Annotated in this window: 19 protein-coding genes; 12 read left to right on the forward strand and 7 right to left on the reverse strand. The window is 42.6% G+C overall.

Translation table 11 applies throughout. The features are described from left to right. Positions 1–5: 5 nt before the first annotated feature. Positions 6–5189 carry a translocation/assembly module TamB domain-containing protein gene (locus AAFN85_RS11285; protein ID WP_347527352.1) on the reverse strand — a complete coding sequence of 1728 codons (5184 nt, stop codon included), beginning with the start codon at positions 5187–5189 and terminating at the stop codon, positions 6–8. A gap of 212 nt (positions 5190–5401) precedes the next feature. On the opposite strand from AAFN85_RS11285, the gene dnaE reads away from it, so the two are divergent. From dnaE to AAFN85_RS11310, 5 genes are all read left to right on the forward strand, one after another. Then, positions 5402–8989 (forward strand): DNA polymerase III subunit alpha, encoded by a 3588-nt coding sequence (dnaE, locus tag AAFN85_RS11290; protein WP_347527353.1) that lies wholly within the window; start codon positions 5402–5404, stop codon positions 8987–8989. A gap of 56 nt (positions 8990–9045) precedes the next feature. Continuing rightward, positions 9046–9276, forward strand: a complete 231-nt coding sequence (locus AAFN85_RS11295) for a hypothetical protein (protein ID WP_347527355.1) — start codon at positions 9046–9048, stop codon at positions 9274–9276. Positions 9277–9279: 3 nt separating this feature from the next. Next, a complete protein-coding gene (locus AAFN85_RS11300; RefSeq protein WP_347527357.1) occupies positions 9280–9579 on the forward strand; it encodes a type II toxin-antitoxin system RelE/ParE family toxin in 300 nt (99 codons plus the stop codon). Positions 9580–9792: 213 nt separating this feature from the next. After that, entirely contained in the window at positions 9793–10545 is a 753-nt protein-coding gene (locus tag AAFN85_RS11305) for a hypothetical protein (RefSeq protein WP_347527358.1), read from the forward strand. 86 nt (positions 10546–10631) lie between these two features. After that, positions 10632–11804: a TlpA disulfide reductase family protein gene (locus tag AAFN85_RS11310; RefSeq protein WP_347527360.1), complete on the forward strand. Its 1173-nt coding sequence runs from the start codon at positions 10632–10634 to the stop codon at positions 11802–11804. A gap of 59 nt (positions 11805–11863) precedes the next feature. On the opposite strand, the gene AAFN85_RS11315 is transcribed toward AAFN85_RS11310, so the two are convergent. After that, positions 11864–12277 (reverse strand): helix-turn-helix domain-containing protein, encoded by a 414-nt coding sequence (locus AAFN85_RS11315; protein WP_347527361.1) that lies wholly within the window; start codon positions 12275–12277, stop codon positions 11864–11866. Positions 12278–12408: 131 nt separating this feature from the next. On the opposite strand from AAFN85_RS11315, the gene AAFN85_RS11320 reads away from it, so the two are divergent. Further along, positions 12409–13173: an SDR family oxidoreductase gene (locus AAFN85_RS11320; protein WP_347527362.1), complete on the forward strand. Its 765-nt coding sequence runs from the start codon at positions 12409–12411 to the stop codon at positions 13171–13173. 105 nt (positions 13174–13278) lie between these two features. Here AAFN85_RS11320 and AAFN85_RS11325 read toward each other — a convergent pair whose 3' ends face one another. Further along, on the reverse strand, positions 13279–13587 hold the full coding sequence (locus tag AAFN85_RS11325) for a hypothetical protein (protein ID WP_347527363.1): 309 nt from the start codon (positions 13585–13587) through the stop codon (positions 13279–13281). A gap of 663 nt (positions 13588–14250) precedes the next feature. On the opposite strand from AAFN85_RS11325, the gene trxA reads away from it, so the two are divergent. Beyond that, positions 14251–14571, forward strand: coding sequence for a thioredoxin (trxA, locus tag AAFN85_RS11330; RefSeq protein ID WP_022831961.1), 321 nt, complete (start codon positions 14251–14253; stop codon positions 14569–14571). A 104-nt stretch (positions 14572–14675) separates the two neighbouring features. Further along, complete coding sequence (locus AAFN85_RS11335) at positions 14676–15596, forward strand: DUF58 domain-containing protein (protein WP_347527365.1); 921 nt, start codon at positions 14676–14678, stop codon at positions 15594–15596. A gap of 205 nt (positions 15597–15801) precedes the next feature. Here the strand turns inward: AAFN85_RS11335 and AAFN85_RS11340 are convergent, their stop codons facing one another. Both AAFN85_RS11340 and AAFN85_RS11345 read right to left on the reverse strand, forming a co-directional pair. After that, positions 15802–17121: a HAMP domain-containing sensor histidine kinase gene (locus AAFN85_RS11340; RefSeq protein ID WP_347527366.1), complete on the reverse strand. Its 1320-nt coding sequence runs from the start codon at positions 17119–17121 to the stop codon at positions 15802–15804. A 9-nt stretch (positions 17122–17130) separates the two neighbouring features. Next, on the reverse strand, positions 17131–17808 hold the full coding sequence (locus AAFN85_RS11345) for a response regulator transcription factor (protein WP_347527368.1): 678 nt from the start codon (positions 17806–17808) through the stop codon (positions 17131–17133). A 438-nt stretch (positions 17809–18246) separates the two neighbouring features. On the opposite strand from AAFN85_RS11345, the gene AAFN85_RS11350 reads away from it, so the two are divergent. Beyond that, positions 18247–19728 carry a glycoside hydrolase family 130 protein gene (locus AAFN85_RS11350; RefSeq protein WP_347527369.1) on the forward strand — a complete coding sequence of 494 codons (1482 nt, stop codon included), beginning with the start codon at positions 18247–18249 and terminating at the stop codon, positions 19726–19728. A 418-nt stretch (positions 19729–20146) separates the two neighbouring features. After that, positions 20147–20818 (forward strand): hypothetical protein, encoded by a 672-nt coding sequence (locus AAFN85_RS11355; RefSeq protein WP_347527371.1) that lies wholly within the window; start codon positions 20147–20149, stop codon positions 20816–20818. Here the strand turns inward: AAFN85_RS11355 and AAFN85_RS11360 are convergent. Next, positions 20815–21498 carry a phosphatase PAP2 family protein gene (locus tag AAFN85_RS11360; RefSeq protein ID WP_347527373.1) on the reverse strand — a complete coding sequence of 228 codons (684 nt, stop codon included), beginning with the start codon at positions 21496–21498 and terminating at the stop codon, positions 20815–20817. The two genes, AAFN85_RS11355 and AAFN85_RS11360, sit on opposite strands and share 4 nt — an antisense overlap. An 81-nt stretch (positions 21499–21579) precedes the next feature. Here AAFN85_RS11360 and AAFN85_RS11365 point away from each other — a divergent pair, with 81 nt between their 5' ends. Continuing rightward, complete coding sequence (locus AAFN85_RS11365; RefSeq protein ID WP_347527375.1) at positions 21580–23295, forward strand: amino acid permease; 1716 nt, start codon at positions 21580–21582, stop codon at positions 23293–23295. Between the two features lie 4 nt (positions 23296–23299). Beyond that, the gene (locus tag AAFN85_RS11370) at positions 23300–23713 is read left to right on the forward strand and encodes a DUF5655 domain-containing protein (RefSeq protein ID WP_347527376.1); all 414 of its coding nucleotides are present in this window, start codon (positions 23300–23302) and stop codon (positions 23711–23713) included. 257 nt (positions 23714–23970) lie between these two features. Here the strand turns inward: AAFN85_RS11370 and AAFN85_RS11375 are convergent, their stop codons facing one another. Further along, the gene (locus AAFN85_RS11375) at positions 23971–25920 is read right to left on the reverse strand and encodes a KUP/HAK/KT family potassium transporter (protein ID WP_347527377.1); all 1950 of its coding nucleotides are present in this window, start codon (positions 25918–25920) and stop codon (positions 23971–23973) included. Positions 25921–26063: the final 143 nt, after the last annotated feature.

Below are 26063 nucleotides of genomic sequence, written 5' to 3' on the forward strand. Positions count from 1 at the left end.
AGGGCTTAGTTTGAAGTAGTTGATTGAGGTTGTTTGTCTTGTTGCTGCTGCATGTTTTTTTGCTCCAGCGCCTTATCAGCTTCCTTTTGTTGTTGATCCTGTTTTTCTTTATCTTCTTTCTGTTTTTGCTGATACTCGCGGCGTAACCTGCGTTCTTCAGGTGTACGCTTGCGGAAGATCTCGCGGAAGCGGTTATAATCCACAGTCAGCGTAAAGCCAACGCCGGTTTCAATGATCTGTCCTTGTATCACAATAAACTCATCGCGGCGGTATGCACGCAGGCTGTAGCGGCCATCTTTACTTAGTTTATAAGCGATAGATACGTCGCCGGCGATGTTGGATGCTTTTTGGCCCGGTTGGTTACCTTCCAAATTAAAGTTATTACCTACACTCACGGTAAGCCTGTCGCTCAGGAAACGTTTGGATAGGCCAACATTCAAATCTGTTCGGTTGGTGGCCGTACCTGTCGAATAATCCTCACCCGAGGTTAAACCAAAATTCAGATCTACTCCTGATATTAAACTACCAGCCAAACGGTTTAGCTGATCTGAAAGTAAGCTGCTCACGCTGTTGCGGATGGTGCCTTCAACCGTGGTACCTGCACCCTGACTTTGCAGCGGGTTATCACCAATAAAGTGGCCAAGCACTAAAACGCCCAGCACTTGTTTGTTCAGCTCGTTAGGATCTTGCCTGATCTGGGCTAAGCGGGTATTTACGGTACTTACCACATCCGATGATACCGAGTAGCTACTATCAGGCAGCACAATGTCAAAACTGATATTTGGTGTAAGCAGTTGATCTTTCAGGTTAAGGTTAACGTTGAAAGGCAGTTTTTGCTTGTACATGGTAGCGTTTTGCGTGTCGGTAGTTTGATTTTCAACAAGGTCTATAGGAGGGACGTTGGCTACGTAAATTGCCGTTAGGTCAATATTGGCACTTGTTGGGTCGCCCGTCCATACAATGGTGCTGCCTTGTTTAAAGTTGAAGGTACGTTTAACAGTAGCGTAAGCCAGATTGTACGAGCCGGAGTTAACCACATAGGTACCAGTAAGGCTTATCTTGCCGCTTGGGTCAATGCCGCCGTTCAGGTTGGCTTCGCCTTTTAGGTGCACTACATCACCGTTGCGCTCATCAATTACAATGGTAAAGTTGGCGTTTTTATTTACGGTGATGGTTGCCGATACATCAAGCCCCGTAACATCCGATTTTTTGAGTGAATCGAGTTGATGGGCCAGCAGGATCGAATCCATTTTTGGCGCGTCTTTATCAATAAAATCAACCACGCCTTTGCGGTCTTCAACTGCCGGGTCGTTGGTTGGCAGCACAAAGGTCATGTCGGTTTTATCGTTCACGGTAAGGTTGGCATCCACAACCGGCTTGGCCATATTACCGCGAATTTTGATGTGGGTATCCACAAACAGTTTACCGTAGTAAAGTTTGTTATCGGCCTGGGTTGAATTGGTTACCCTGAAGTTGTTTGCGTTAATATCCATCCCGAAGGCAAAATCAGTATAGGTTTTGGTATAGATACTACCGCTAACCACCGCTTTTTGCCCGGTTGAATCAACCAAAGTAAAATCATTAAACCTGATACCTTCGTTGTTGAATGTGATGCTTTCCTGCGGCATCCTAAAGTAAGAGTTCAGCATGGATACATTGAAGCCAACCTTGTTGAAATGGATATCGCCTCTAACGGATGGTGCATCCGTTGTCCCCGATATTTTTAACCCACCTGTTATATTACCCGTAGAATTGCGGATACTACCAAAGCTGAAACCTTCGATGCTCTTCATGCTCAGGTTCACAATATTCAGATCGAGATCAAAACGACTTTCGGGCGAAGTGTAGTAAGTACCATTCAAGTCAACCTGGTTTCCTTTGCCCGTTATGCTCATCTGGGCAGCATAGGCGTTGGCGGTTTGGTTATTTACTTTGAGGGCGATATTACCAACGGTATCCCCTTTAAAGTTAAAATCATTTACGTTGATGGCAGCCGTAAACACCGGCGAAGTTTGGAAATTGCTCACCTGCGCGTCGCCATTAATGGTGCCACCTACCTGTAATGAATCTTGCTTGGCCATTTTGGTCAAAGCCTCGATATGGAAGTTATTGAACTTCACATTTAGCGGACTATTAAACTCCTGCGTGCTGCTGTTAACGCTCAGCACCTGGTTATCGTTAGTGATGGTAAAGTTGTGCGCCAGGATCCCTTTTGGTCCGTATTGTAAAAAGTTATCATCGCTAACGGCCCATGGCATATAATCAAGCAGCAAGCCATCTTTATTAAAGCTAAACTGGTACTCGTTTGGCAAAATGCTGAAGGTACCCGCAATTCTGAAACGTTCTTTTTTAGCTGCATCCCGAATTTGTATGCTTACGCCTGCTTTGTTATCCTGTGCAGCGCCGGAAATGCTGGTATATAACAGATCAACAGATGTACCAACCTTAACCTCATCAACCGAGAAGTTATAATTAAGCGCGTTGTTGGTGGTATTGATATTAAGTGATGCTTTGTTAATGGTGTTTGTACCGTAAACCACTTTTGGTAACGAGCCTTTAACCACCAATTCGCCGGTTTGGCTGTTGAAGCTGCCGTTAAGTAGTACCGGGTCGAGTTGTTTCAGATCGGGCGCGAATTGAGTAAGCAGTGGTGTTTTAACCAAACGGGCTTCAAGCTTAAATTGCTGCGCATCGTACTTAGCTACCGGTGCCTGTTGGGTTTTAACCGTTTTGCCGCCCTTGGTTTTTACAGCAACCTGCTGGCCACCGGCAATTGCGGTATTGAAATATTTGTTTACCACATCCTGAATGGCAGGGGCTATCTGCGTAAGCTTATACTTACCGGCCATATGCGCTGTCATGATGGGGGTTTTTAAGCGGAGGGTGCTGCTATCAGCACTGGCAGTTGATACCAGAGTGATAGTATCCAGTTGAATGCGCTGGCCTTTGTTCACTACCAAAAGGTCGGTAGCTTTGATATCAGCATTCAGGTAATCCGGATCGGCAGTAGGCACATCGGCAATGATCTTGCCATGGAAACGCATATCATCCTTAACAAAATTCAGATTTTTAAGGTTGATGCTATCCACATTTAAAGTAGCCTTAACTGCCGGGTATTTTTTATTGAGATTGGCTTTGGCATCAAGGCTGAAATTAATGTTAGGATCTTTCATGCGGGCAATAGCCGTGTAAGCACCATTGCTTGATGTACCTTTCATTACCAAATTCTGGTACGTATAGCCTTTAACATAAGCCTTGGCCACATTGCCATCAAAAGCGATGCTGGCCTTTTTAGGATCGAGGCTGGTGCCTTTTAAATTGGCGCTCATGGTAATGCGGCCAACCATTTGCGGTTGCTTGGTAAGCGCGCCAACATTCAGTTCGTTAGTTTTGATGCTGGCGATGTACGTTGCCGCGTTTTTGTTTTGTCCGTTTTTCAAGGCTGCCACCAAATCAACCGCGCCATAGCTTGAGCGAAGGCCCATTTTGGTGTTGAAGGTGTACATACTCCCTTTAAAATTACCTTTCAGGCTCATTTTTTCGGGAATGCTCACGTTTGGCGGAATGCTGCCTGCCGGTGCCAGTTTGGCTATATCAGTTCTGCTTGTGCTGAAATCGGCAATGTTAACATCAAAGGTTGCCTTGTTAACATCGGGCAGACCTTTCATTTTGGCTGATGCCTTGATGTGGGTACTGCTTAAGCCGGTTACTTCAAGATTAGGGATATCCAGGTTGTTCACCTGTCCGCTAACTTTACCATTGATCTTGAACACTGTACCCGGCGATGATTTGAACGGTTCCATGCTGGCCATGGTTGGCATCAGCAATAAAACATCTTTTAAACCTAAACGGCTGCCATCTAAATTGGCATTGATGCCTAATGCTCCGATGTTTTTGGTGATGGCATCTATAGAAGGGTAACGTACCTGAACCGATTTTTGGAGAGTGGTATTCGGAGTCTCCAACAACAAGTCGTTCATGTAGGCATTGGTTGGCCCGTATAAAAACGCGGTGTGGAACTTGTTAATCTTCAGGCCGCTTTTTTCATTAAAACTGAACGAATTGATCTTGCCCGAAATAGTATCCGGACTGTAGGCGATTTCTTCGGCCTCGGCATTCAGGCTGCGGATATCCATGTGGCCAAAGTCCAAGCCTTTGGCAATGGCTTTCTGCGCCTCGTTATCAAACTTAATATTATCATTGGTGAAAGTAACCTTACCAATATTTGCCCTCCAGGCTGATTTGTTTGGCGATGACACCAGTGTATCCAGTTTCTTAACCGCTTTAACAACGGCTTTAGCTACGGTTTTTGGCTTGGCGAGGGTCAAGCCTGCTTTAGTATCGCTTAGTTCAATGTTTTTAATACCTACTTTTTGGTTTTTCAGGTCGATCTTATCCATCTCTACCAAAAACTTACTGAGGTCGACCTTGGCACCCATTTCGGCACTTTGGTAGTCTACTTTTATTTTAGAGATATCTATCACACCTAAATTAAGGTCCATGTTCAACGGAGCAGTAGCTGTATCCGGCGGCGGCGGGCCTACCGGTGTTTGAATGATCTTGGCGTTAACATCGCTCAGGGTGATTTTGGGTATGGTGAACTTCATCTTATCCATATCAAAATTCTTAACGCGGGTATCAAAGTGGCCCAGTAAAAATTTTACATCGTTACCGGTAATGGCATCCTTATATTTTACGTTGATCTTATCGAGGATGATCTTATCAACCGAAAATTTCATGGTTGAGGTGGTGTCAGTAGGTTTAACCTCTTTTTTCTGTTCGCCCGCGAAGGCTTTCATAATATAATCGAAGTTGAAAACACTATCAGCACCGCGACTTACATTGGCGGTAATGCCCTGCAGGTTTATTTCGTTCACCTCAACTTGGTTGTGCAGCAGTTTCAGCATGCTGATATCAACCTTTAATTTTTGGCCGGCGATCAACGTGTCTTTTTTCTGATCCTCAAAATAAACATCTTCCAAAACCAACAACTTAGGCAAACCGAGACTGATATGCCCGATCTCGACTTTGGTGTGGATTTTATTTTGTAAAAAAGTTACAGCTTTATTTTTTGCGAAATTTTGGACAGCAGGAACCTGTATCAAAATTACTACAAGGATAACCAGCAGAACTACACTTACCAGTATCCAAAGGATGGTTTTAAGGGTTATTCGTAGTATTTTTTTCAATTGTATAAGTATTTCAAGGGTGAAGACGATGTAGCTTAATATAAACAAATAACATGCTAAGTATAGCACTGCGCTGTGTGTGCATGTATAAATTACAAAGTGCGGGGCCGGCTTTTACGAAAAATTTCCACAACGCTACTTTTTAACATTTTACATACTTAACTTGTTTTAACTTTGTACCTCTTTAAAGATTTTGTTGAAACGGATTAACTATGCCTGATTTTTCTCACCTCCACGTACATACCCAATTTTCGCTGCTTGACGGTGCCGCCGATATCTCGAAGCTGTACAAAAAAGCCGCAAAAGATGGGATGAAAGCCCTGGCCATTACCGATCATGGTAACATGTTCGGCGTATTTAAATTTGTGGCCGAGGCGGGTAAACACAACGTAAAGCCCATTGTAGGCTGCGAGTTTTACGTGGTGGAAGACAGGCATAAAAAACAGTTCACCAAAGAGAATAAAGACGTTCGCCGCCACCAGCTGATGCTGGCCAAAAACCCAACCGGCTATAAAAACCTGGTGAAGCTATGCTCATTAGGCTACATGGAAGGTCTGTACAGTAAATGGCCCCGTATTGATAAAGAGCTGATTTTAAAATATCACGAAGGTATTATCGCCACCACCTGCTGCATTGGTGCATCGGTACCACAAGCTATTTTGCGTGATACCCCAGAGAACGCCGAGAAAGAATTTAAATGGTGGCTCGACCTGTTTGGCGAGGATTTTTACATCGAATTACAGCGCCACGAGATCCCCGAGCAACAGATCATCAACAATGTATTGCTTACTTATGCTAAAAAGTATAATGTAAAAGTGATCTGCTCTAATGATTCGCACTATGTGGATCAGCAGGACTCGAACGCGCACGATATTTTGCTTTGCGTAAACACGGGCGATATGCAAAGCACCCCGATAGCAACCGACGAGGAAGGCGGTAAAGGCTATCGTTTCGGTTTCCCTAATGATCAGTTTTATTTTAAAACCCAGGCCGAAATGGGGCAACTGTTCCATGACCTGCCCGAATCGTTAGATAATACCAACGAGATTGTTGATAAGGTAGAGGTGCTGAAGCTTAAACGCGATATCTTACTGCCCAACTATATAATCCCCGAAGAATTTAAAATTCATAATACCCCCGATGCCGATACCCTGAACCAGTGGGAGTACCTGAAGCACCTCACCTTTATGGGTGCCAAGGAGCGCTATATCGATATCAGTCCGGAAGCCGAAGAGCGCATTAACTTCGAGCTGTTCACCATTCGTACCATGGGTTTCGCCGGTTACTTTTTGATCGTGGCCGACTTTATCAGGGCCGGGCGCGATATGGGCGTATTTATTGGTCCGGGCCGTGGTTCGGCGGCGGGATCGGTGGTGGCTTATTGTATCGGGATCACCAATATCGACCCGATAAAATATAATCTCCTGTTCGAGAGGTTCCTGAACCCGGATCGTAAATCGATGCCCGATATTGATACCGACTTTGACGACGCCGGCAGGCAGCGGGTTATTGACTATGTGGTTGATAAATACGGCAAAAACCAGGTGGCCCAGATCATTACCTACGGTTCGATGGCTGCCCGTACCAGTATTCAGGACGTGGGCCGTGTATTGGATATGCCCCTGGCCGATGTAAGCGCCATGAAAAAGCTGGTGCCCGAAACATTGGGTATCACCCTTAAAGATGCCATTGAGCAGGTTCCCGAACTAAAAGAGATCCTGAACGGCAACGACCTTAAAGCACAGGTACTCCGCGAGGCCGAAAAGCTGGAAGGCTCTGTACGTAACACCGGTGTACACGCTGCAGGTATAATCATTGCCCCTTACGATTTAACGGAGATCGTTCCTGTGGCCACGGCTAAGGACTCCGACCTGTTAGTTACCCAGTACGACGGCCGTGTAATTGAGGATGCAGGCGTAATTAAAATGGACTTTTTGGGCCTGAAAACCCTTACCATTATTAAAGACGCCCTGCGGATGATCAAACAGAACCACGGCATCAGCATAGATATTGACTACATCCCGCTAACGGATCAAAAAACATACGAACTTTACCAGCGCGGCGATACCAACGGTACTTTCCAGTTTGAAAGTGATGGTATGCAAATGTACCTGCGCGAGTTAAAGCCCGATAGGTTTGAGGATTTGATTGCCATGAACGCGCTTTACCGTCCAGGTCCGATCGAGTACATCCCTAACTTTATCAGTCGTAAACATGGCCGCGAGCCGGTAGTGTTCGATTTGCCGGATATGGAAGAGTACCTGGGCGAAACCTATGGTATTACCGTTTATCAGGAACAGGTGATGCTTTTATCGCAAAAACTGGCAGGCTTTAGTAAAGGTGACGCCGACGTTTTGCGTAAGGCGATGGGTAAAAAGCAAATTGAGGTACTGAACAAAATGGAAGCCCAGTTTATGGACGGGGCCATAGCCAAAGGGCACCCCAAAGATAAGCTCACCAAAATCTGGACCGACTGGAAAGCATTTGCCCAGTACGCGTTCAATAAATCGCACTCCACTTGCTACGCTTTCGTAGCGTATCAAACCGCATACTTAAAAGCGCATTACCCGTCGGAGTATATGGCGGCGGTTTTAAATAACCAGAACAACATCGAGAAGATCACCTTCTTTATGGAAGAGTGCCGCAGGATGGGTGTAGAAGTGTTAGGACCAGATATTAACGAGTCGGACATGTCATTCGCGGTAAACAAGCGTGGTCAGGTGCGTTTCGGTTTAACCGGTGTAAAAGGAGTGGGCGATAAAGCGGTAGAAAGTATTATTGAAGAGCGTGCTGCCAACGGGCATTTTGAAACATTGTATGATTTTGCACGTAGGTCGAACACCCGAAGCGTAAACCGCAAATCGTACGAGAACCTGGTTTACGGCGGGGCCTTCGATAACTTTGGTGTACACCGTGCCCAGTTTTTTGCCAAAACAGAATTAGGTACTTTAACAGGTGTTGAACGCCTGATCAAATACGCCAACGATTATCAGAACGTACAAAGTAGTTCACAATCGTCATTATTTGGCAGTTCGGTAGCATCTTATGTGCCTGAACCGGCTATGCCCGAGGTGGAAGAATGGCCTTTAATTGAGCGACTGAAATATGAAAAAATGGTTATCGGCATCTACTTAACCGGTCACCCTTTAGATAATTATAAAGTAGAGCTTAAGCGCTTCTGCAACGCCACCATCAGCGATTTGAAACTGATGCAAAAAGCCCGCTCGGGCGAGGGTGGTGAAGATGTAATGGCTGCCTTTGCCGAACTAAAGCGCCGCGGCGAACTGAAAATAGGCGGCCTGGTTGCCAACGTGCAACATAAAATGACCAAAACAGGCAAACCATTCGGTACCTTTGTTTTGGAAGATTACAATGAATCGTACGAGTTTGCCTTGTTTGGCGATGATTACGTGAAGTTTCGTAACATGATGATGGATGGCTACTTCCTGCACATTAAAGGCAATATCGAAGAAAAATTCCGCCAAAAAGATAACTGGGACCTCCGCATTATGGTGATGGAAATGTTATCCGAAATGCGCGATAAACTCACCAAATCATTAACCGTTTGTATTGACGCGAATAAGCTTACCAGCAAGCTGCTTGATGATATGCAAAAGATGATCAACGAAAATAACGAGAAATACCCGGTAAAAAACTGCAAGCTTCGTTTCCAGATCAGGGATAGGGAAGAGTTGATGCAGGTTGACTTGTCATCTAAATCATTCAAAGTAAACCCAAGCGATGATTTGATGGAGGGGATTTTTAGCTTGACTAACGAGGAGCCGGTGCTGAGTTTGTAGCTAACTTGCTATAGTTGAGTTAAAAAGTTAAATTTGAGTAATAAGCAATCATAATTATGGAAACAGAAGTTATCAGGGAAAGATTACAAGAATATATTCGTTTTGCGGATGATAAAAAGGTAGCAGCTATATACACCATGGTTGAGAGCGAAATACAGGACGAGCTTGATTTGTGGGAAGACCAAGGCTTTTTGAATGAGATGAAGAGCAGGGCTGAAGATTATGAAAGTGGAAAAGCTGAGGTGTTGTCTTTTGAGGAATTTAAAAATAGGATCAGAAATAGATAATTCATGCTATATACTGTTGAAGTTCTTTTAAAGGCACAATTAGAATTATCGAAGTCTTTGAAGTGGTACGATGAACAATTGGAAGGTTTGGGAGAACGTCTGGAATTTTCCGTACTTGCAAAACTTCAAAGTATAGCTAAACACCCACTTCTCTACCCAAACAAAAAATCTGATTTCCGCGAATGCAAGGTTGATGACTTTCCTTTTTTGATAGTTTATAAAGTAGACGATAGACGGAAGATTGTTACAGTATATTCAATATTCCACACAAGTCGCCGTCTTGGACAGAAGTACATTAAGTAACAATGTCGACGTGAATGCTAACCTATCTCCTTCCGAATCTTCCATTTAACATCTTTTAATGGCTGGTTAACATCTTTTAACAGCTACAAAATTCCCATCATCTTACTTTAGCATTATCAAAGCAACCCTTTTCCTTACCGCAATTTAATATCAGCAAAAGGAAATCGCCTGCTTCCAGCAAAATGTTTATCTAAACTATTTAGGCCCCGGCTCATGCTAAAGTCCGTTTTTATTTTCCTGGCTGCTATACTTTTAGTAACCATAACCTATGCTCAAAAAAGCTTTAATGTTACTATCAAATTAGATAGCGGCATCAATCCAAAAAAAGTACGGTATCAATATTATAACGGCAACGGCACAATTTTGCTTCCCGATACCTTTGGCAATAAACAGATCGTAGTGCTAAAAGACCAATATTATTCTCCCCTGGCATCGTTTAACGTGAGTTATAATGATGGTGAGAAAACCTACTACAGCAATGATTTTTTTGTAGATAATAAATCCGCAATAATAAGCCTGTTCTGTAAACCCAATGATGACGACCAGATGCTTTACACTACTCTTATAAACGCCACCCCGATTTATGATACAGTTACCAATAAAACCTGGGCGGCATTGCAAAACTTCATGGCGGATAATTCTGTAGCAAGAGAAAACCAAGCGTTTGATGATTTCTTAAGTCAAAACAAAGGTTTTGCGCGTAGCGATTCATTGAAAAGGATCTTCAACGGGTTTTACAAACGGCGCTTAAACCGCACTATGCTATTTTTAAAACGCTATGCCGACGATTATTTTTCTTTTTGGTATTTTATACAACAGGTGGCCCAGGTAAGCTCCGTTTTAAAAGATGATAAACCTTATTTAAAACAGCAATTGGCCTACATCAAAACGGTATTCCCAGCAAAATTTACTGCAAGTTTTGAAGGTGAACGATTGATCAAAGCTTACGAAGATGCTTTGAAATAAGCTGTACCAATATCAATCAACGCTAACCTAAACCTTATTCTCATTCCACGTACATCAAAAAAACATTAACCTTTTAAACCTAAATTATGTTAAAGAACATCCTTGTTTTCCTGTTTGCTATGCTTGTTGCAGGCATGGCCAATGCTCAAAAAACTTTCAATGTTACTATTAAATTGGATAGCAGTATCAACCCTGAAAAAGTACATTACCAGTATTACAATGGTTATGATAAGGTGAATTTGCCTGATACATTTGGCAATAAAAGGGTAGTGATGATAAGTGATCAATATTACTCTCCATTTGCATCTGTTAGTGTTAATTATGGCTTTAACGGAAAGGGGTACAGCAGTGATAATTTCTTTGTTGATGATAAACCGGCAACAATCAATTTATACTTTAAGCCCAACAACAAAAGCCTGGTAAATTATGGAGTAACGGAAAATGCCACGCCGGTTGATAGCGCTAATAATAAAACCCTTGTACTGTTAAATGCCTTTATAACCGATAAATCGGTGGCTAAAGAGAATCAAGAGTTCGACAATTTTTTAAATCAGCATAAAAACTTCTATCGAAACGACTCATTAACAAAAGTATTTAACGGATTTCACAAACGCCGCCTAAACAGGATAATGGCTTTTATTAAACAGTATCCGGATGATTATTTTTCGTTTTGGTATTTTATCGATCAGGTTGCACAGGTAAATTCGGTATTGGGTGAAGATACAGCCTATTTAAAAGAGCAGTTAACTTATTTAAAAACCGTATTCCCCGCCAAATATATTGGAAGTAATGAGGGTAAACGGTTGATCCAAAGATATGAAGCCGCCTTGATGAAGTCTTTGCAGCTTAATGATGAGGCCCCACTTTTTGACTTTACCACTATTGATGGAAAAAAAATAAGCTTAAAAGCTTTGAGAGGTAAATATGTATTACTTGATTTTTGGGCTACCTGGTGTCCGCCCTGCCTGGCCGAGATTCCACATGTAAAAGACATCCGCAAAAAACACTCTGCCGAGAAACTGGCAATAATTGGTATAAGCAGGGATAATGACTCGAAAAAGTTAGCAGCTTTTGTAAAAGCAAAACAAATGAATTGGCTGCATATTTATGATAAGTCAAGCGATATAGTCCAACTGTACGGCATTAACGCTATACCTCAACTTATATTGATTAACAAGGAGGGGAAGATAGTTTACAATAGTAACCTTGAAGGTAGCGATGAAAATATGTTATCGAAATTGCTGGAGGCGATTAATTGATATAACAAATCAGACTTACGAAGTTTTTGAAACTTCGTAAGTCTCAACCTGATGTATCTTTAAACTCCTACCTTAACCACTTCTTCTTCCTTATCCTTTACCAAAGTGTAACAGGTATAATCTGGTTGTACCACATCACCATTGGCATTGGTAACGGTCATATAGTGGCTACCCCATCTTTCGAGGGTGTAAAATATGGATGATAGTTCTTCGCCTATCGGGGTAAGGGAATATTCAACCCTTGGCGGTACTTCGGGGAAAACTTTGCGGGTTACGATGCCGTCTTCTTCCAGCTCGCGGATCTGTTGCGAAAGCATCTTTTCGGTCATGCCGGAGATGGCGCGGTTTATCTCGCTGTAGCGCTTCTGGCCGGTTAGTAATTGGTTAATTATACGTAGTTTCCACTTGCCGCTAATCACGCTCAGGGCTGCTGCCATGGTGCATGAATGATCGGAATGTCTGTTTTTTGTCATATCGAAAAAGGCGATGTTGTGATTACATCAAACCGGCTCATAACCTACCAAAAAGTGCGTTCCATACAAAATGGTGCATTCTTGACCGGCCTCGTTTCGCACTGTACCTTTGATGTATCAATTCAAAGATAATGAAAAAGTTACAAGGAAAAACAGCAGTAATAACAGGCGGCAACAGTGGTATAGGCCTGGCCACAGCACAGGAGTTTATTGAACAAGGTGCAAAAGTGATCATCACCGGCAGAAGCGAAAAAGCTATTAACGAGGCACTTGAATTATTAGGTACCGACGCGAAAGGTGTAATTGCCGATAGCGGCGACATCCAACAGGTAAACCAACTTGGCGAGAAAGTAAAAGCCATTGCCGAAAAAATTGACATTGTATTTATCAATGCCGGTATCGGTCAGTTCAATTCAACCGAGCAAATGAGCGAGCAAATGTTTGATGATATCATGAACATCAACTTTAAAGGCGCTTACTTTAGCATCCAGCAATTATTGCCTTTAATTAACGATGGTGGTTCAATTATCCTGAACACTTCTATCAATGCCCATATTGGTATGGCTGGTGCCACAGTTTATGCGGCAAGTAAAGCGGCATTGCTTTCATTAGCTAAAAATATCTCTGCCGAGTTGTTACCTCGTCGTATCAGGGTTAACTCAGTGAGTCCTGGCCCGGTTGTAACACCGCTGCACACTGCCGATAAATTAGGCTTAACCCAGGAACAATTAGAAGGCATGGGTGCCGAGTTGGTAAAACAAATTCCGGTAGGCCGTTTTGGTTTGGCCGAAGAAATTGCTAAAGCAGTTACCTTCTTCGCATCAGATGATTCAACCTTCGTGATCGGTGCCGAGCTGATCGCTGATGGCGGTATGGCTACTTTAAAGGGGGCATAATTCGCCCCTCTAAATCTCTCCTGAAGGGGAGATTTTAACAATATTGCTCTTTTAAGAGTTGGGTTGGATGATGTGAGTGGAGTAGTATATAAAACGGCTGGGAGCTTAGCTTTCGGTCGTTTTTTTGCTGTTTAGCTTGATCAGATATATGGTAAAAATAGTGGGCGTGGTGAACATCAATAATAAAAATTCCAATGGAACCAGGCCTATACAACCTATCGCACATTTTATGTTTGGAGGCAGAAGAGCCATCGAAACGTAAGCCGCCGCTACTGAAATTATCATCCCTAACATAAATATTAGAAAAGCGATAAAGCCGAGTGATAAAGAAAGCAAGTTATTGATTCGTTTTGCGGAAAGGAACAGCTGTAAAGCAGGTGCTATAAGTAGCATTAATAACGGTATGATTTGCATTGGCTTAAGTTGATGATCATCATTTAATACACTAATTGTTTAAAGGTAACCCAGTTGCAGGTTTGATTTTACTAAGCGATGGCGGAAGCCGTTTTGTTTTAATGATGTAAACAACATAACTGATAATAAAGGTTATTGGAGATGTGATCGCAATTAGCAGGATGCCGCCCAATGAAAATATCATCATGGGCGAACAGTGAAGTGTTGTTGCAGGGCCTGAGGCTAAATTATCAATATAAGCCGTTAACGCGGAGAACCCTATTCCGGTTACTATGGATAAAGTCATGATAACGATGAGTGGTAATTGGATTTTCCCCTTTATCCTTAACACCGAAAAGATGATTTGCAATATCGGAGCAGCTATAATGAGCATGAACGAGATGATTAACACAAACATAATGTTAAGCTATAATGTTAATTAATACAGCTAATGTTAAAAAGTAACCCACCTGCGCAGTTGTAAATATGCTTTGTAAACAGGTAATTTGTGTTAATACGTCATGTCGCAAGGCGATACTTAAGGGTGTAAATGCGCCAAATAGTCATAGCCGCGTTAAGCGCAAGGATTATAATAATTAAATTGTCACAATGTCAGCAATGCACTTGTGGCAAGCAATTTGAATAGCATATATTTGTAAGTACAAAATTTAAAAAATAGAAATCATGGCTTTAGAAATAACTGATGCAAACTTTGACGAGCTTGTCCTGAAATCAGACAAACCGGTATTAATTGACTTTTGGGCAGAATGGTGTGGTCCGTGTAGGATGGTTGGTCCGGTAGTTGAAGATATTGCAAAAGAATATGAAGGCAAAGCTGTTGTTGGTAAAGTAGACGTTGACAACAACCCAGGTATATCTGTAAAATACGGTATCCGTAACATCCCTGCCTTATTGTTCTTCAAAAATGGCGAAATTGTGGATAAACAAATCGGCGCTGTGCCAAAATCAGTATTAACTGATAAACTTGCAAAACAGTTAGCATAACCCCTAAGCTTATTTAATGCTATTCACTGTAGCGTTAACACAACATATTTTAGTGAAAAAGCGTTGCAATTTTGCAACGCTTTTTTTATGCCCTATATTAGCCTATGCCCAAATTAAACGAAGAACAGCAAATAAGGCAACTGGCCAACCTGGAGCTTTTGGCCCGGCAGGTGGTTGAAGGTTTCATTACCGGTTTGCACCAAAGCCCCTTCCATGGCTTTTCGGTTGAATTTGCAGAGCACCGCCTGTACAACAGCGGCGAATCGGTAAAAAACATCGACTGGAAACTGCTGGCCCGTACCGATAAGCTGTTTGTTAAACAATTTGAGGAAGAAACCAACCTGCGCTGTTTCCTGTTGCTGGATACTTCATCATCCATGAATTTTCCGGAAGTTGGTACCAACAAGCTCCAGTTTTCGGTTTATGCCATAGCATCGCTCATGTACCTGTTTAAAAAACAGCGCGACGCTTTTGGGCTCTGCCTGTTTTCGGATAAGATAGACTGGATCAGCGCGGCAAAATCGACCACAACACACCTCTTTTACCTGTATGCCGAGCTGGAAAAAATGTACGCCAGCCCTAAGGTAAACACGCAAACTAATATCACCAACGTACTGCACCATATTGCTCAGGAAATTCACCAACGCTCACTGGTGATCATTTTTAGCGATATGCTGGAAAATAGCCTGAACGCCGAAAAGCAACAGGCTCTGTTCGCCGCCATTCAACATTTAAAGTTCAACAAGCATGAGGTGGTTATTTTTAACGTGACCGATAAGCAAAAAGAGCTGGATTTTAATTTCGATAACCGCCCGCATCATTTTGTCGATATTGAAAGTGGGGAAGAGCTGAAGGTAAACCCGGCGCGTGTGCGGGACGCTTATAAAGCTTCGTTAAATGAATACCGCCATCAGCTTGAGTTAAAGTGCGCCCAATATCATATCGATTTAGTTGATGCTGATATTAACGAGGGGTATAATCATATTTTGAATACCTACCTGGTTAAGCGGAATAAGATGATATGATAGAACGATGGATGAATTGCGTGGGGAGACTTACGAAGTTTTTAAAACTTCGTAAGTCTGGACTGCACGAAGAATGCCCTATAAAAAAAGCCCTTACCCTTTACAGATAACGGCCATTTCCAATAGTTTTAATTAATTAGGGAACTTAAAAGTAAACTAAAACTGTTGTAAAATTACTTAAGCGAGATGAAAATCTAATGAAGATTTATTCCCGGTTAAAAACCAGGTAAATACTGGTACCCCGGCCTTTAACCGAATCAATTTTTACTTTAATGCCGTGAAAGGCGGTGATACTTTTTACAATGGCAAGTCCCAGGCCGTAACTCTCCCGCTCTTCAGTTTCAAATTTTTCAAAGCGGTTAAAGGCGTTTTCAATTTGTTGCTGATCCATGCCCATGCCGGTGTCGGTAATTTCCAGTATGTAAACATCTTCCTTTAGTTCATCGGCAATGGTAATACTGCCTTTGGGATTGTTGTATTTTATAGCGTTGTTGATGAGGTTAAACAACAAAGTGTGCATCAAAGGGCGGTTACCCATTAAAGAGTAAATGTATTTGAGGTTGTTGGTGAAAGTAAGGCGCTTTTCTTCCAGCCTGTCTTCCAGTTCTTCCTGTATCTCCATGATGGCCCCGGCTATCATCACCACATCGGCCTTGTCATATTGGTTATTCTCTACTTTTGATATCAACAACAGGCTGTTAATGATGGATTTTAGCCTATTCAACGTTTTAAGCGAAGCGTGCATTTTGTTCTCGCTGGCTTCGCTCAATTCTTCCTGCAATAAAATATTCTCTAAACGCGAACTAATGATGGAGATAGGTGTAAGCAGCTCGTGCGATACGTTAGCGATAAACTGTTTTTCAAGGCTGAACAGCGCGCTGATCTTTTTCATCAGGGAACTGATACTATCATCAAGCAATTCAAAATCCTGTGTGCTGGTTTTTATCTTTTCGTAATCGAAATTAAGCGGGTCGTTCACCTTGATCAACTTACGATCAATGATCTTATAAAACGGGGCCAACAAAAATTTGGTGAATATCAAATCGCTGGCCAGCGTAAGTGCCAAAGCGATTACGAGTGTTAAAAGCGTGAACCTTTTAATGATAGATTTTAACTCTTCGATAGAAGTAATGGATACACCTATTTCCAGTTGATAGCTATGATTATTAAAATTAAATTGGTGATTGAGCACACGATAAGTTTGTTCATTATGCTCAATATTGCGCGTTTCGGTACTAAACTTATTGCCTTCGGTTACTGTAGGCTGAAATGGGATGGGCGTTATGGTAATAAACTCTTCCTGTAAAATATTATAGTCGGTGTACTTTTCCAGTCGCTTCAGGTGATTATTGATATCCCGGGAGCCAAGGTTTCTCAAGGTTTCACGCTCGTTATCCTCTAATCGTAGTTCGATATGGTTGTACGAGATCTTCTCGATAGAAAGCAGAATAAGCAGGCCCGTAAACAGAATAACGGCTACTTTGGTGAGTGTGTTGTAAAGGGCCAGTTTTACCTGTAATTTCATCTGTTTGTGTTAGATGTTAATACGGTAGCCAATGCTGCGCACGGTTTCAAACCAATCGATAGAGGTATAGGCTGACAGCTTTTTACGAAGGTTTTTTACGTGCACATCAACAAAGTTCGAGTCGGAGTTGATCTCCAGTACATCGCCCCAAACATGTTCGGTTAAGTTGGTGCGCGATATTACCCGGTTTTTGTTGAGTACCAGGTAGTTGAAAATTTCAAACTCTTTTTTGGTGAGGGCAATGCGCTCATCGTTGTACATCACCGTTCGGTTTTGGATATTGATCTTTAAGCCTTTAACATTAATATCATTACTCTCCAACCGGTGTTTACGGCGGGTAATGGCATGCATGCGCGCCAAAAGCTCGTTTAGCGAAAACGGCTTAGCCAGGTAATCATCGGCTCCCTGTTCCAGACCTGAAACCCGGTCATCAACAGCGCCGCGGGCGGTTAGGATGATCACGGCATCTTCACGCTTATCCATGCCTTTCAGCATTTTAAGCAGGTCGAAACCATCGCCATCGGGCAAGCCAAGATCAAGCAATATAAAATCGTAATTGTTTACAAAGATCTTTTCGGATGCCGATTTTTTAGTACGGGCATGTTCAACCGTAAAACCTTCATGGCTCAAAAATTCGTCGACTTCAAGGGCCAGGCCTTTCTCGTCTTCAACAATTAACACGTTCATATCAGTGCAAGTTACAAAATTATCAATAACCATAGCCGTGCATTTATAAAGCAAGTTTACAGGCTGATTATTAGTAAATGATGAAGAAACGCAGCGTTGAGGCATTCCGGTTTGTGGGCAAAGCCAATAGGCTATTATGTACAGTTGATGATTTTAGGCGCGCAAAGACGCAAGGGCGCCAAGCTTTTTTAGGTAGGGCTTAAAGCCTTTCAACGTTTAAAACACTCTGCAATAGATATAGGCTATCTTAACTTTACTTGATTTCTCCTTTGCGTCTTCGCGCCTTTGCGTGCTTAAACATCTGCAACTTCCATATCTAACAAAAACTTATCGCCTCAGCATCTTTGCGCGAAAAAAAGTATAGGTGAGTGTTTAATTCAAATTGCACAAATCAATTTCACACAATAGCTGTTACACCTAAAAGCTACACTATCTACCATGAGACTTTCTATCGAACGCAAGCCCATCAGAGTAAACCCCGACCCGAAACGTGTTATAGCCAGGTTCTTTTTTAACGGGAACGATCGTGCTAAGGAAGTTATTGAGCGTGTAATGCGTCTAAGCGAGGCCGATGCCTTTGGTATTGTATCGCCCCTGTTGCAGGAATACTCCAAGCGCCATCGTAATATTACCAGGGTGCTTAACCGCCATTGCAGTAAACTGAAACCTTTGTTTTTGGAGTTGAATATCGATTTTGATACCCTTTCGGTTTACCGTAAGTTGCTTATCGGGTCGTATTTTACGCACGAATATTCTATTGAATCGGCGGCGTTCTTCAATCCGTCAATTATCGAAGATCCAGATCAAACCGAACTGGAAGACGGCCAACGCCGGGTAATTATCAGTTTCAGGGCAGTAGGTGAGGGGCACATTTCCTCAATAACCTTCCGCCGGGCGCTTATAGATAAATTTAACAATATAACCATCCAACCCGCCGGCGATTACATTGATGAGGCCGAAATAGTTCGGAATGCAGTTTATAATAAAAAACTGTTTTTTGAGAAGGCGGCCATCACCCAGATCAATATCGATGTAATTAACGAACTGGAAGCCAAGCTCGATCATCATTTTGAATACGCCAACCTGCGCCGCATCATCATGGATTCGCAGCAACTACAAGAAGATGACCTTAAACGGTTGGAATACGATAAGGTGCTTTGGCTGGCCGATTCATACTACGAGATCGTTTTTTCGCTGGATACCGATATTTCCGATAGGGTAATATTCCCAATCTCCGAATATGAGCGAAAAGGTATTGAAGATGCCCGCTTTGTGCAGTTCACTAACGATGATGGCACCAGGGTTTATTACGCTACCTACACAGCTTATGATGGATCGCTTATCATGCCTAAATTGTTGCAAACCAACGATTTTTATAATTTTAAGATCATGCCTTTGTACGGTGCCGGCGCGCAAAATAAAAACCTGGCGCTGTTTCCGCGCAAGGTGAATGGTAAGTACGTCATGATCTCCCGTATTGATGGTTGCAATAACTACATCATGTATTCGGATAAGATCAATATCTGGGAAAAACCTGTAAAGCTGCAACATCCGGAATTTAGCTGGGAATTTGTACAGATGGGCAATTGCGGATCGCCGATTGAAACCGAAGAGGGTTGGATCATGATCACGCACGGCGTTGGCCCTATGCGCAGGTACGTGCTTGGAGCAAGCTTACTTAAACTGGATGACCCTACTGTTGAGATAGGTCGTCTCCGGGAGCCTCTATTGATCCCTAACGCAGATGAGCGCGAAGGTTACGTACCAAACGTATTGTACTCATGCGGTGCTATTGTGCACAACAATAAACTTATCATCCCCTATGGCGTATCTGATTCATCTACAGCCTTTGCCGAGGTTTGTTTGGATGAACTTTTGGCTAAGCTGAAAGCAGACGCGGTTGAGGTTAAAGGAGCTTAAGGCCTAAGGCTGAAAGCTAAAAGAAATTAACACCATCGTCATTGCGAGGTACGAAGCAATCCCCTATCAGCAGGTCCGCACTGTATAGTTTGGGATTGCTTCGTATTCTCTATAATTTAGAAAAAGCGATGTCATCCTGAGCGGTAGCGAAGGATCTTCTTCACTAAGCATAGCCGCTATACGGGGCGAAGAAGATGCTTCGTACCTCAGCATGACAAATGGGCTAAATTGCTCTGATTTTTATCCCTCGTACTAATGACTTTTATTCGATTCAACCTCAAAAGCCTTCTGCGTTTAGCCTTCCGCTTTAAGCTTTTTTTAGTATGCAATTGGTTGAAAATAAGTCATTTGTTTTTCATAAAAGCAACCTTTTATAGTATTAGATAAAACCAAATGCTCTTTTTTAAGTTAAATAGATATGAAAAAGATAATTTTAAGCATAAGCATTATACTATTTTCGCTTTCGGGTTTTAGCCAGGCACTTAAACCCGTAAAGATAGATAGCCTTGTTACTGTTTCATTGCCTACAGGGTTTGTAAAAAAAGATACATTAGGTCAGCAAATATATCAGGCTACAGCATCGTTGGGAAACATTTTGGTTTTACGTGTTCCTAATCCTAACAGTGGCAAGCCGCTGAATAAAGAAAAAGATCTTAAAAATGTATTTAAAACATACATCGCCGGGATCCAGAAACAATCGGGTAATGGTAGCGTAATGTATCCGCGCGATACTACCATCGGTAAACTGGAAGGTAAGGTGTTTACACTGCGTATCGATAACAGTGGTTCAACCGGTGCATCGCCCGAGTTAAGGAACTTTATCTTGTTATACACTCAGGATGTTACTTATACATTCGAGTACAACTATCCCGAGCAAAGGATAGATTTGGCTAAAGATGAGTTTAAAGCTTTTTCGAGTTCGATAAGGGTAGCCCCGAGCTTAGATCGCCGCGACCAGTACTTATCGGATGCCAAAGGCTTGTCATCGCCAGCTAAAATTGGTATTTACGGTGGCGGTGCTATAATTGTGTTTATTATCGTATTTACAGTAATGCGTCGTAAAAACAGGCAGCTTGAGGCCGGAGTTTAATTACCGGCAGGCTGCTTTTTAGAAAATAGATCAAGCAACCCCCGGTTCCATTTGGCCGATTGCATAAATTGTTTGCTATCCAGCCAGGTGAGCCAGAAAATAGTAACAAAAACGCCGATAGCCGATCCGGCAAGCACATCCTCATAAAAGTGCTCGGTTAAATACATTCGCGAATAGCCAACCATAATGGCTACTAACAAGGCTGGGATTCCCCAGCCTTTGTTTTTGCACAGATAAGTGATCACCAAAGCTGCCGAAAAAGCGCTCACGGTATGTCCAGATGGAAAGCTGTATTTTTCTAAAATATACACACCTTCAACGGTGTGTACCCTATCCCATTGCGCTGCAAAGTATAATTTGGGGCGAGGGGCAAGGTATATGTATTTAAGGATCTGGGCCGCGATAGAGGTAACCGCGTAACTCGATGCCAGTAAAAGCCAGTTTCGGTAGCTGAAAAAGAGCATCAACAGTGAAAGGATCACCGCCGTTGTGCCATCGCCGATATCAGTGATATAAGGTGCAAGCGTATCACCTAACGGGAAATTCCAACCATTAACGGTAAAAAAGATAGCTTCACGGCTGCAAAGCAATTTGATAGTGAGGCATGTAGCTAAAAGGATAAGGTAGAGAACAAAAAAGGGGCGTATCCGGTACAAAACGTCTTTTATTCTTATCTTCATGCTGCAAAGTAAGCATATACTTAGCGAAAGAAAAAAAATGATTATTTTTGAGATTGATTTGGACTTCATTAATTAAACTACATGTCGAAAAGTATCTTTCGTAAAAAGTCAGTAGAAAAAATATTGCACGATGTTGAATGTGGATTTGGCGATGGCGAACATCCCGGCACAACAACCTCACAACTCAAGAAAGAACTTAACGTACGTGATCTTACCCTGATGGGGATAGCTGCCGTAGTAGGTGCGGGTATCTTCTCAACCATTGGCGAAGCCTCATTTCAAGGTGGCCCAGGGGTAAGTATCTTGTTTATTATCACCGCAATTACCTGCGGTTTCTCCGCCCTCTGCTACGCCGAATTTGCCTCGCGCATCCCTGTTGCAGGTAGTGCATATACTTATGCTTATGCCTCCTTCGGCGAGCTTATTGCCTGGATCATTGGCTGGGATCTGTTGATGGAATATGCTATTGGTAATATAGCCGTTGCCATATCCTGGAGTACTTATTTTGTAAATTTCCTGGAAGGTTTTAATATTCATTTACCACGATATCTGTACACCGATTATTTTACGATATTCAGGGCGCACGAAGATGTGGTGCAGTTTACAGCGAATAACCAACTATCAAAAATTACTGATGTACTGCGCGAAAACGCCGCAGCCTGGGATGCCGCTCCCGGCTTTGGCAATTTAAAGCTGGTGGCAAATTTACCTGCTTTGCTTATTGTGCTGATCATCACCTACCTGGTTTACATCGGCATCCGCGAAACCAAAAAGGCAACCAATGCTATGGTTTATTTAAAAATAGCTATTGTGCTTGCTGTTATTGTGATAGGCTTTTTCTATGTAACCCCTGCCAACTGGCACCCGTTTTTACCTAATGGTTTTGGTGGTGTAATGAAAGGTGTATCCGGTGTGTTTTTCGCCTACATAGGTTTTGATGCTATATCAACCACTGCCGAAGAATGCGAGAAGCCACAGCGCGATCTGCCCCGTGGTATGATCTACTCGCTGGTGATCTGTACTGTATTGTATGTGCTGATCTCGTTGGTGTTAACCGGCATGGTGAGCTACAAAGAGTTGCAGGTTGGCGATCCGCTGGCTTTTGTATTCGCTAAGGTTGGCTTACATAATATCAGCTACGTGATCTCAATAAGCGCCGTAATTGCTACAGCGAGCGTGTTGCTGATATTCCAGTTAGGTCAGCCTCGTATCTGGATGAGTATGAGCCGTGACGGTTTGTTGCCGAAAGTATTTTCGCGCATCCACCCAAAATATCAAACCCCTTCGTTTTCAACCATTGTTACCGGTTTTGTGGTAGCGGTGCCAGCGTTGTTTTTAAATCTTACCATAGTTACCGATCTTACCAGTATCGGTACGCTGTTTGCCTTTGTACTGGTTTGCGGTGGGGTATTACTTTTACCGCGCGAGGAAGCTGCTAAGGGTAAATTCCATTTGCCGTATATTAATTCGCAGTTTATAGCACCCGCAATTTATATCATCGTACTTGTTCTTTGCTGGAATAATTTCCTCGGTTTGTTCTCGGGCGAGAATATCCATCAAAAATTTCCATTCTTCCTTTTCATATTATTATCAACCACTTTAACGGTATTGGCTGTAATTAAAAAGCTATCGCTTATCCCGGTATTGGGCTTGCTAAGCTGCTTTTATTTAATGGCCGAACTAACTTATGATAGCTGGATCCGCTTTTTGATCTGGCTCATTATTGGTTTGGTTATTTACTTTACCTACAGCTATAAAAACAGTGTAATAGGTAAAGAAGCCTCCAAAAAAGCATAGCACTATGTGGACCTGTCCCGTATGCGATCGTGAATTTACTGCCACAAACCAGGTTCATTCATGCCGCGACAGGGAACTATCAGAAGCATTAGCTGGCAAAAACCAGCATACAGTATCCCTATTCGATCATTTGGTTGATGAATACCTGCAGATAGGTGAAGTTAAAGTTTATCCTACCAAAAGCATGATAGCTTTAGGGGCGAGGGTAAACTTTGCTTATATAACTCAATTAGGCAAAAACTTTATTGACGTGGTTTTTCCGTTTGATAAGGTTTATGATGATAACCTGTGCTTCAGTAAAATAAAACAGGTACCGGGTACTAACCAATACAACCATTATTTCCGGATGTTTTTTAAGGAAGATATTAATGATGAGGTGCGGAAGTATATGCAGATGGCCTTGGATAAAGCTTCCTGAAAGAAATCCCGCCTCCAAAAAACTACTACCGCGGGTTTAGCGCAGCGTAACCCGTGGGAATAACCATTTGGGTCTCTGACCCGAGTGGGAGAGTGGGGACTTAAGTTATAAACTTAAGTCATGGCCAACCACGGGTTACGCTGCGCTAAACCCGCGGCAGTCAAAAGTTTATAAAAGCAAAAAAGCATTCCGGGTTTCGGAATGCTTTTTTGCTTTTTAGAGGGTTAAGCTTGTGGTCAGTGTTTCACCGCCCCCAATTAATTAACCCTATGGATCTCAATAGCCTCTGGTATCGCAAGCACCAATGGCACTTTCTCAACCGTTACAAAGCTCAGATCGAGGCCGAAACCACGCTCTTCGGATAAGCTGACTTTTTTAAGCTGCTTGTAGTAATCCATGATAAACCTTTCAATAAACGATAGGTTATGCGAACGTGAAAAGATCTTCTCGATCACCACAAAACGGAAATCGCCAACAATTTTATGTTTGTTTAGTGATTTGTAGGTGCTGGTGATATCAACCTCGCCTTTTTTAACCAGGTCTTCCACTACTTTCCTGAACAGCAGGTTTATTTGCTGCTCCACACGGAAACCTAATTTAAAATCGATACGGATCAGTTTATTTGGCACCAGGTGGTCAACTTCGTATTCGCGTTTGTAAGGCTCGTCCACTACGTCAACGTGTACCAGCCAATATACGTCGGCACGCTTAGGTTGTTTTTGTAGTATCGAGTAAACAATTTTCGATTCAATTTCCGAATTGAAGTTGGCGCTGGTTAAATACACCAGCTGTGATGCGTATTTAGGCACGCTTTCGTCATGGCTCAGCTCGGTGATGATATCGTAATAATCCTCAATCTCCACAAATTTAACATAACGGTTCCTGATCTTGCGGGCAGTATGCCATGTCCACATTACAGTGAACAGGAGAAAACCGATAGATAAGGTGAACCAACCACCATCCAAAAATTTGTGCAGGTTACCGGTAAGGAACGTGCCCTCAATAAGCAGGTAAACAGCCAGGAAAGTATTGATAATGTAATTGGGGACTTTTTTACGTTTCAGGAATTTGGATACCAATATGGTGGTCATGAGCATGGCCACGGTAATACTTAAACCGTAAGCGGCCTCCATTTTATCCGAATGTTTAAAGATGAGCACTACACCTAAACAGCCTGCCCAAAGCAGCCAGTTAACACTTGGTACGTACAACTGTCCTTTTTGCTCGGATGGGTAGTTGATACGCACTTTAGGCCAAAGGTTAAGCCTTACAGCCTCGGCAATCAACGTAAACGAACCTGATATCAACGCCTGGCTGGCAATAACTGCAGCCACGGTAGCGATACCGATACCGAATATGGTAAACCACTCGGGCATTATTTTATAAAATGGGTTGTTAGCGTTAAGGTCCATCACATGGCCGTTACGCTGTAGCAACCAAACCGCCTGTCCAAGGTAGTTTAATATAAGGCAGGCTTTTACATATACCCAGCTTACCCGGATGTTTGATTTGCCGCAATGGCCCAGATCTGAGTATAAAGCTTCGGCACCTGTAGTACACAGGAACACCGCGCCTAATACGATGAACGCGCTATCGCTTGTACCTGAGCTAAGCAATTTGATAGCGTAGTAAGGGTTAAGCGAGCGGATGATCCATGGATCGCGAATGATGTAGCTGATGCCCAAAACGCCCATCATGGTAAACCAGATAAACATAATAGGGCCAAAAGCCTTACCAACCAACGATGTACCGAACTGTTGAATAATGAACAGCACCGTAATAATGGCCATTACTATATAAACCGTAGGCAGGTTATGCTGGTAGGTTTGTAAACCCTCAATAGCCGAGGATATAGTAATAGGTGGTGTGATAATACCATCGGCAAGCAGCGCGCAGCCACCCACCACGGCGGGGACTATGAGCCACTTAGCCCTTCGGCGTACCAGCGAAAACAGCGAAAAAATGCCGCCCTCACCTTTGTTATCTGCCCTTAAGGTAATGATCACGTATTTTACCGTGGTTTGTAACGTAAGGGTCCAGAAAATTAATGAAACTCCTCCCAGAATTAATGTTTCGGAAATTTGCTGCTGACCAACTATGGCCTTGAATACGTATAATGGGGAGGTACCAATATCACCGTAAATTATTCCTAAACTGATTAGAAAGCCGGCGGCCGACAGTTTATGCAGATCTTTATGATTTGACACTTGTATGATTTAGAGATGGCAAAAATATTAAATTTTTTGGTTAAACCATTATCCGGATTAAACGTATAAAGAAATATTGTGTCTACTATACAATAAGGTGCCTTTACTGTTAAAAATTGTTAAAAAGTTTTACAAAAACGGCA

Source organism: Mucilaginibacter sp. CAU 1740, from assembly GCF_039839285.1.
Taxonomy (GTDB): domain Bacteria; phylum Bacteroidota; class Bacteroidia; order Sphingobacteriales; family Sphingobacteriaceae; genus Mucilaginibacter.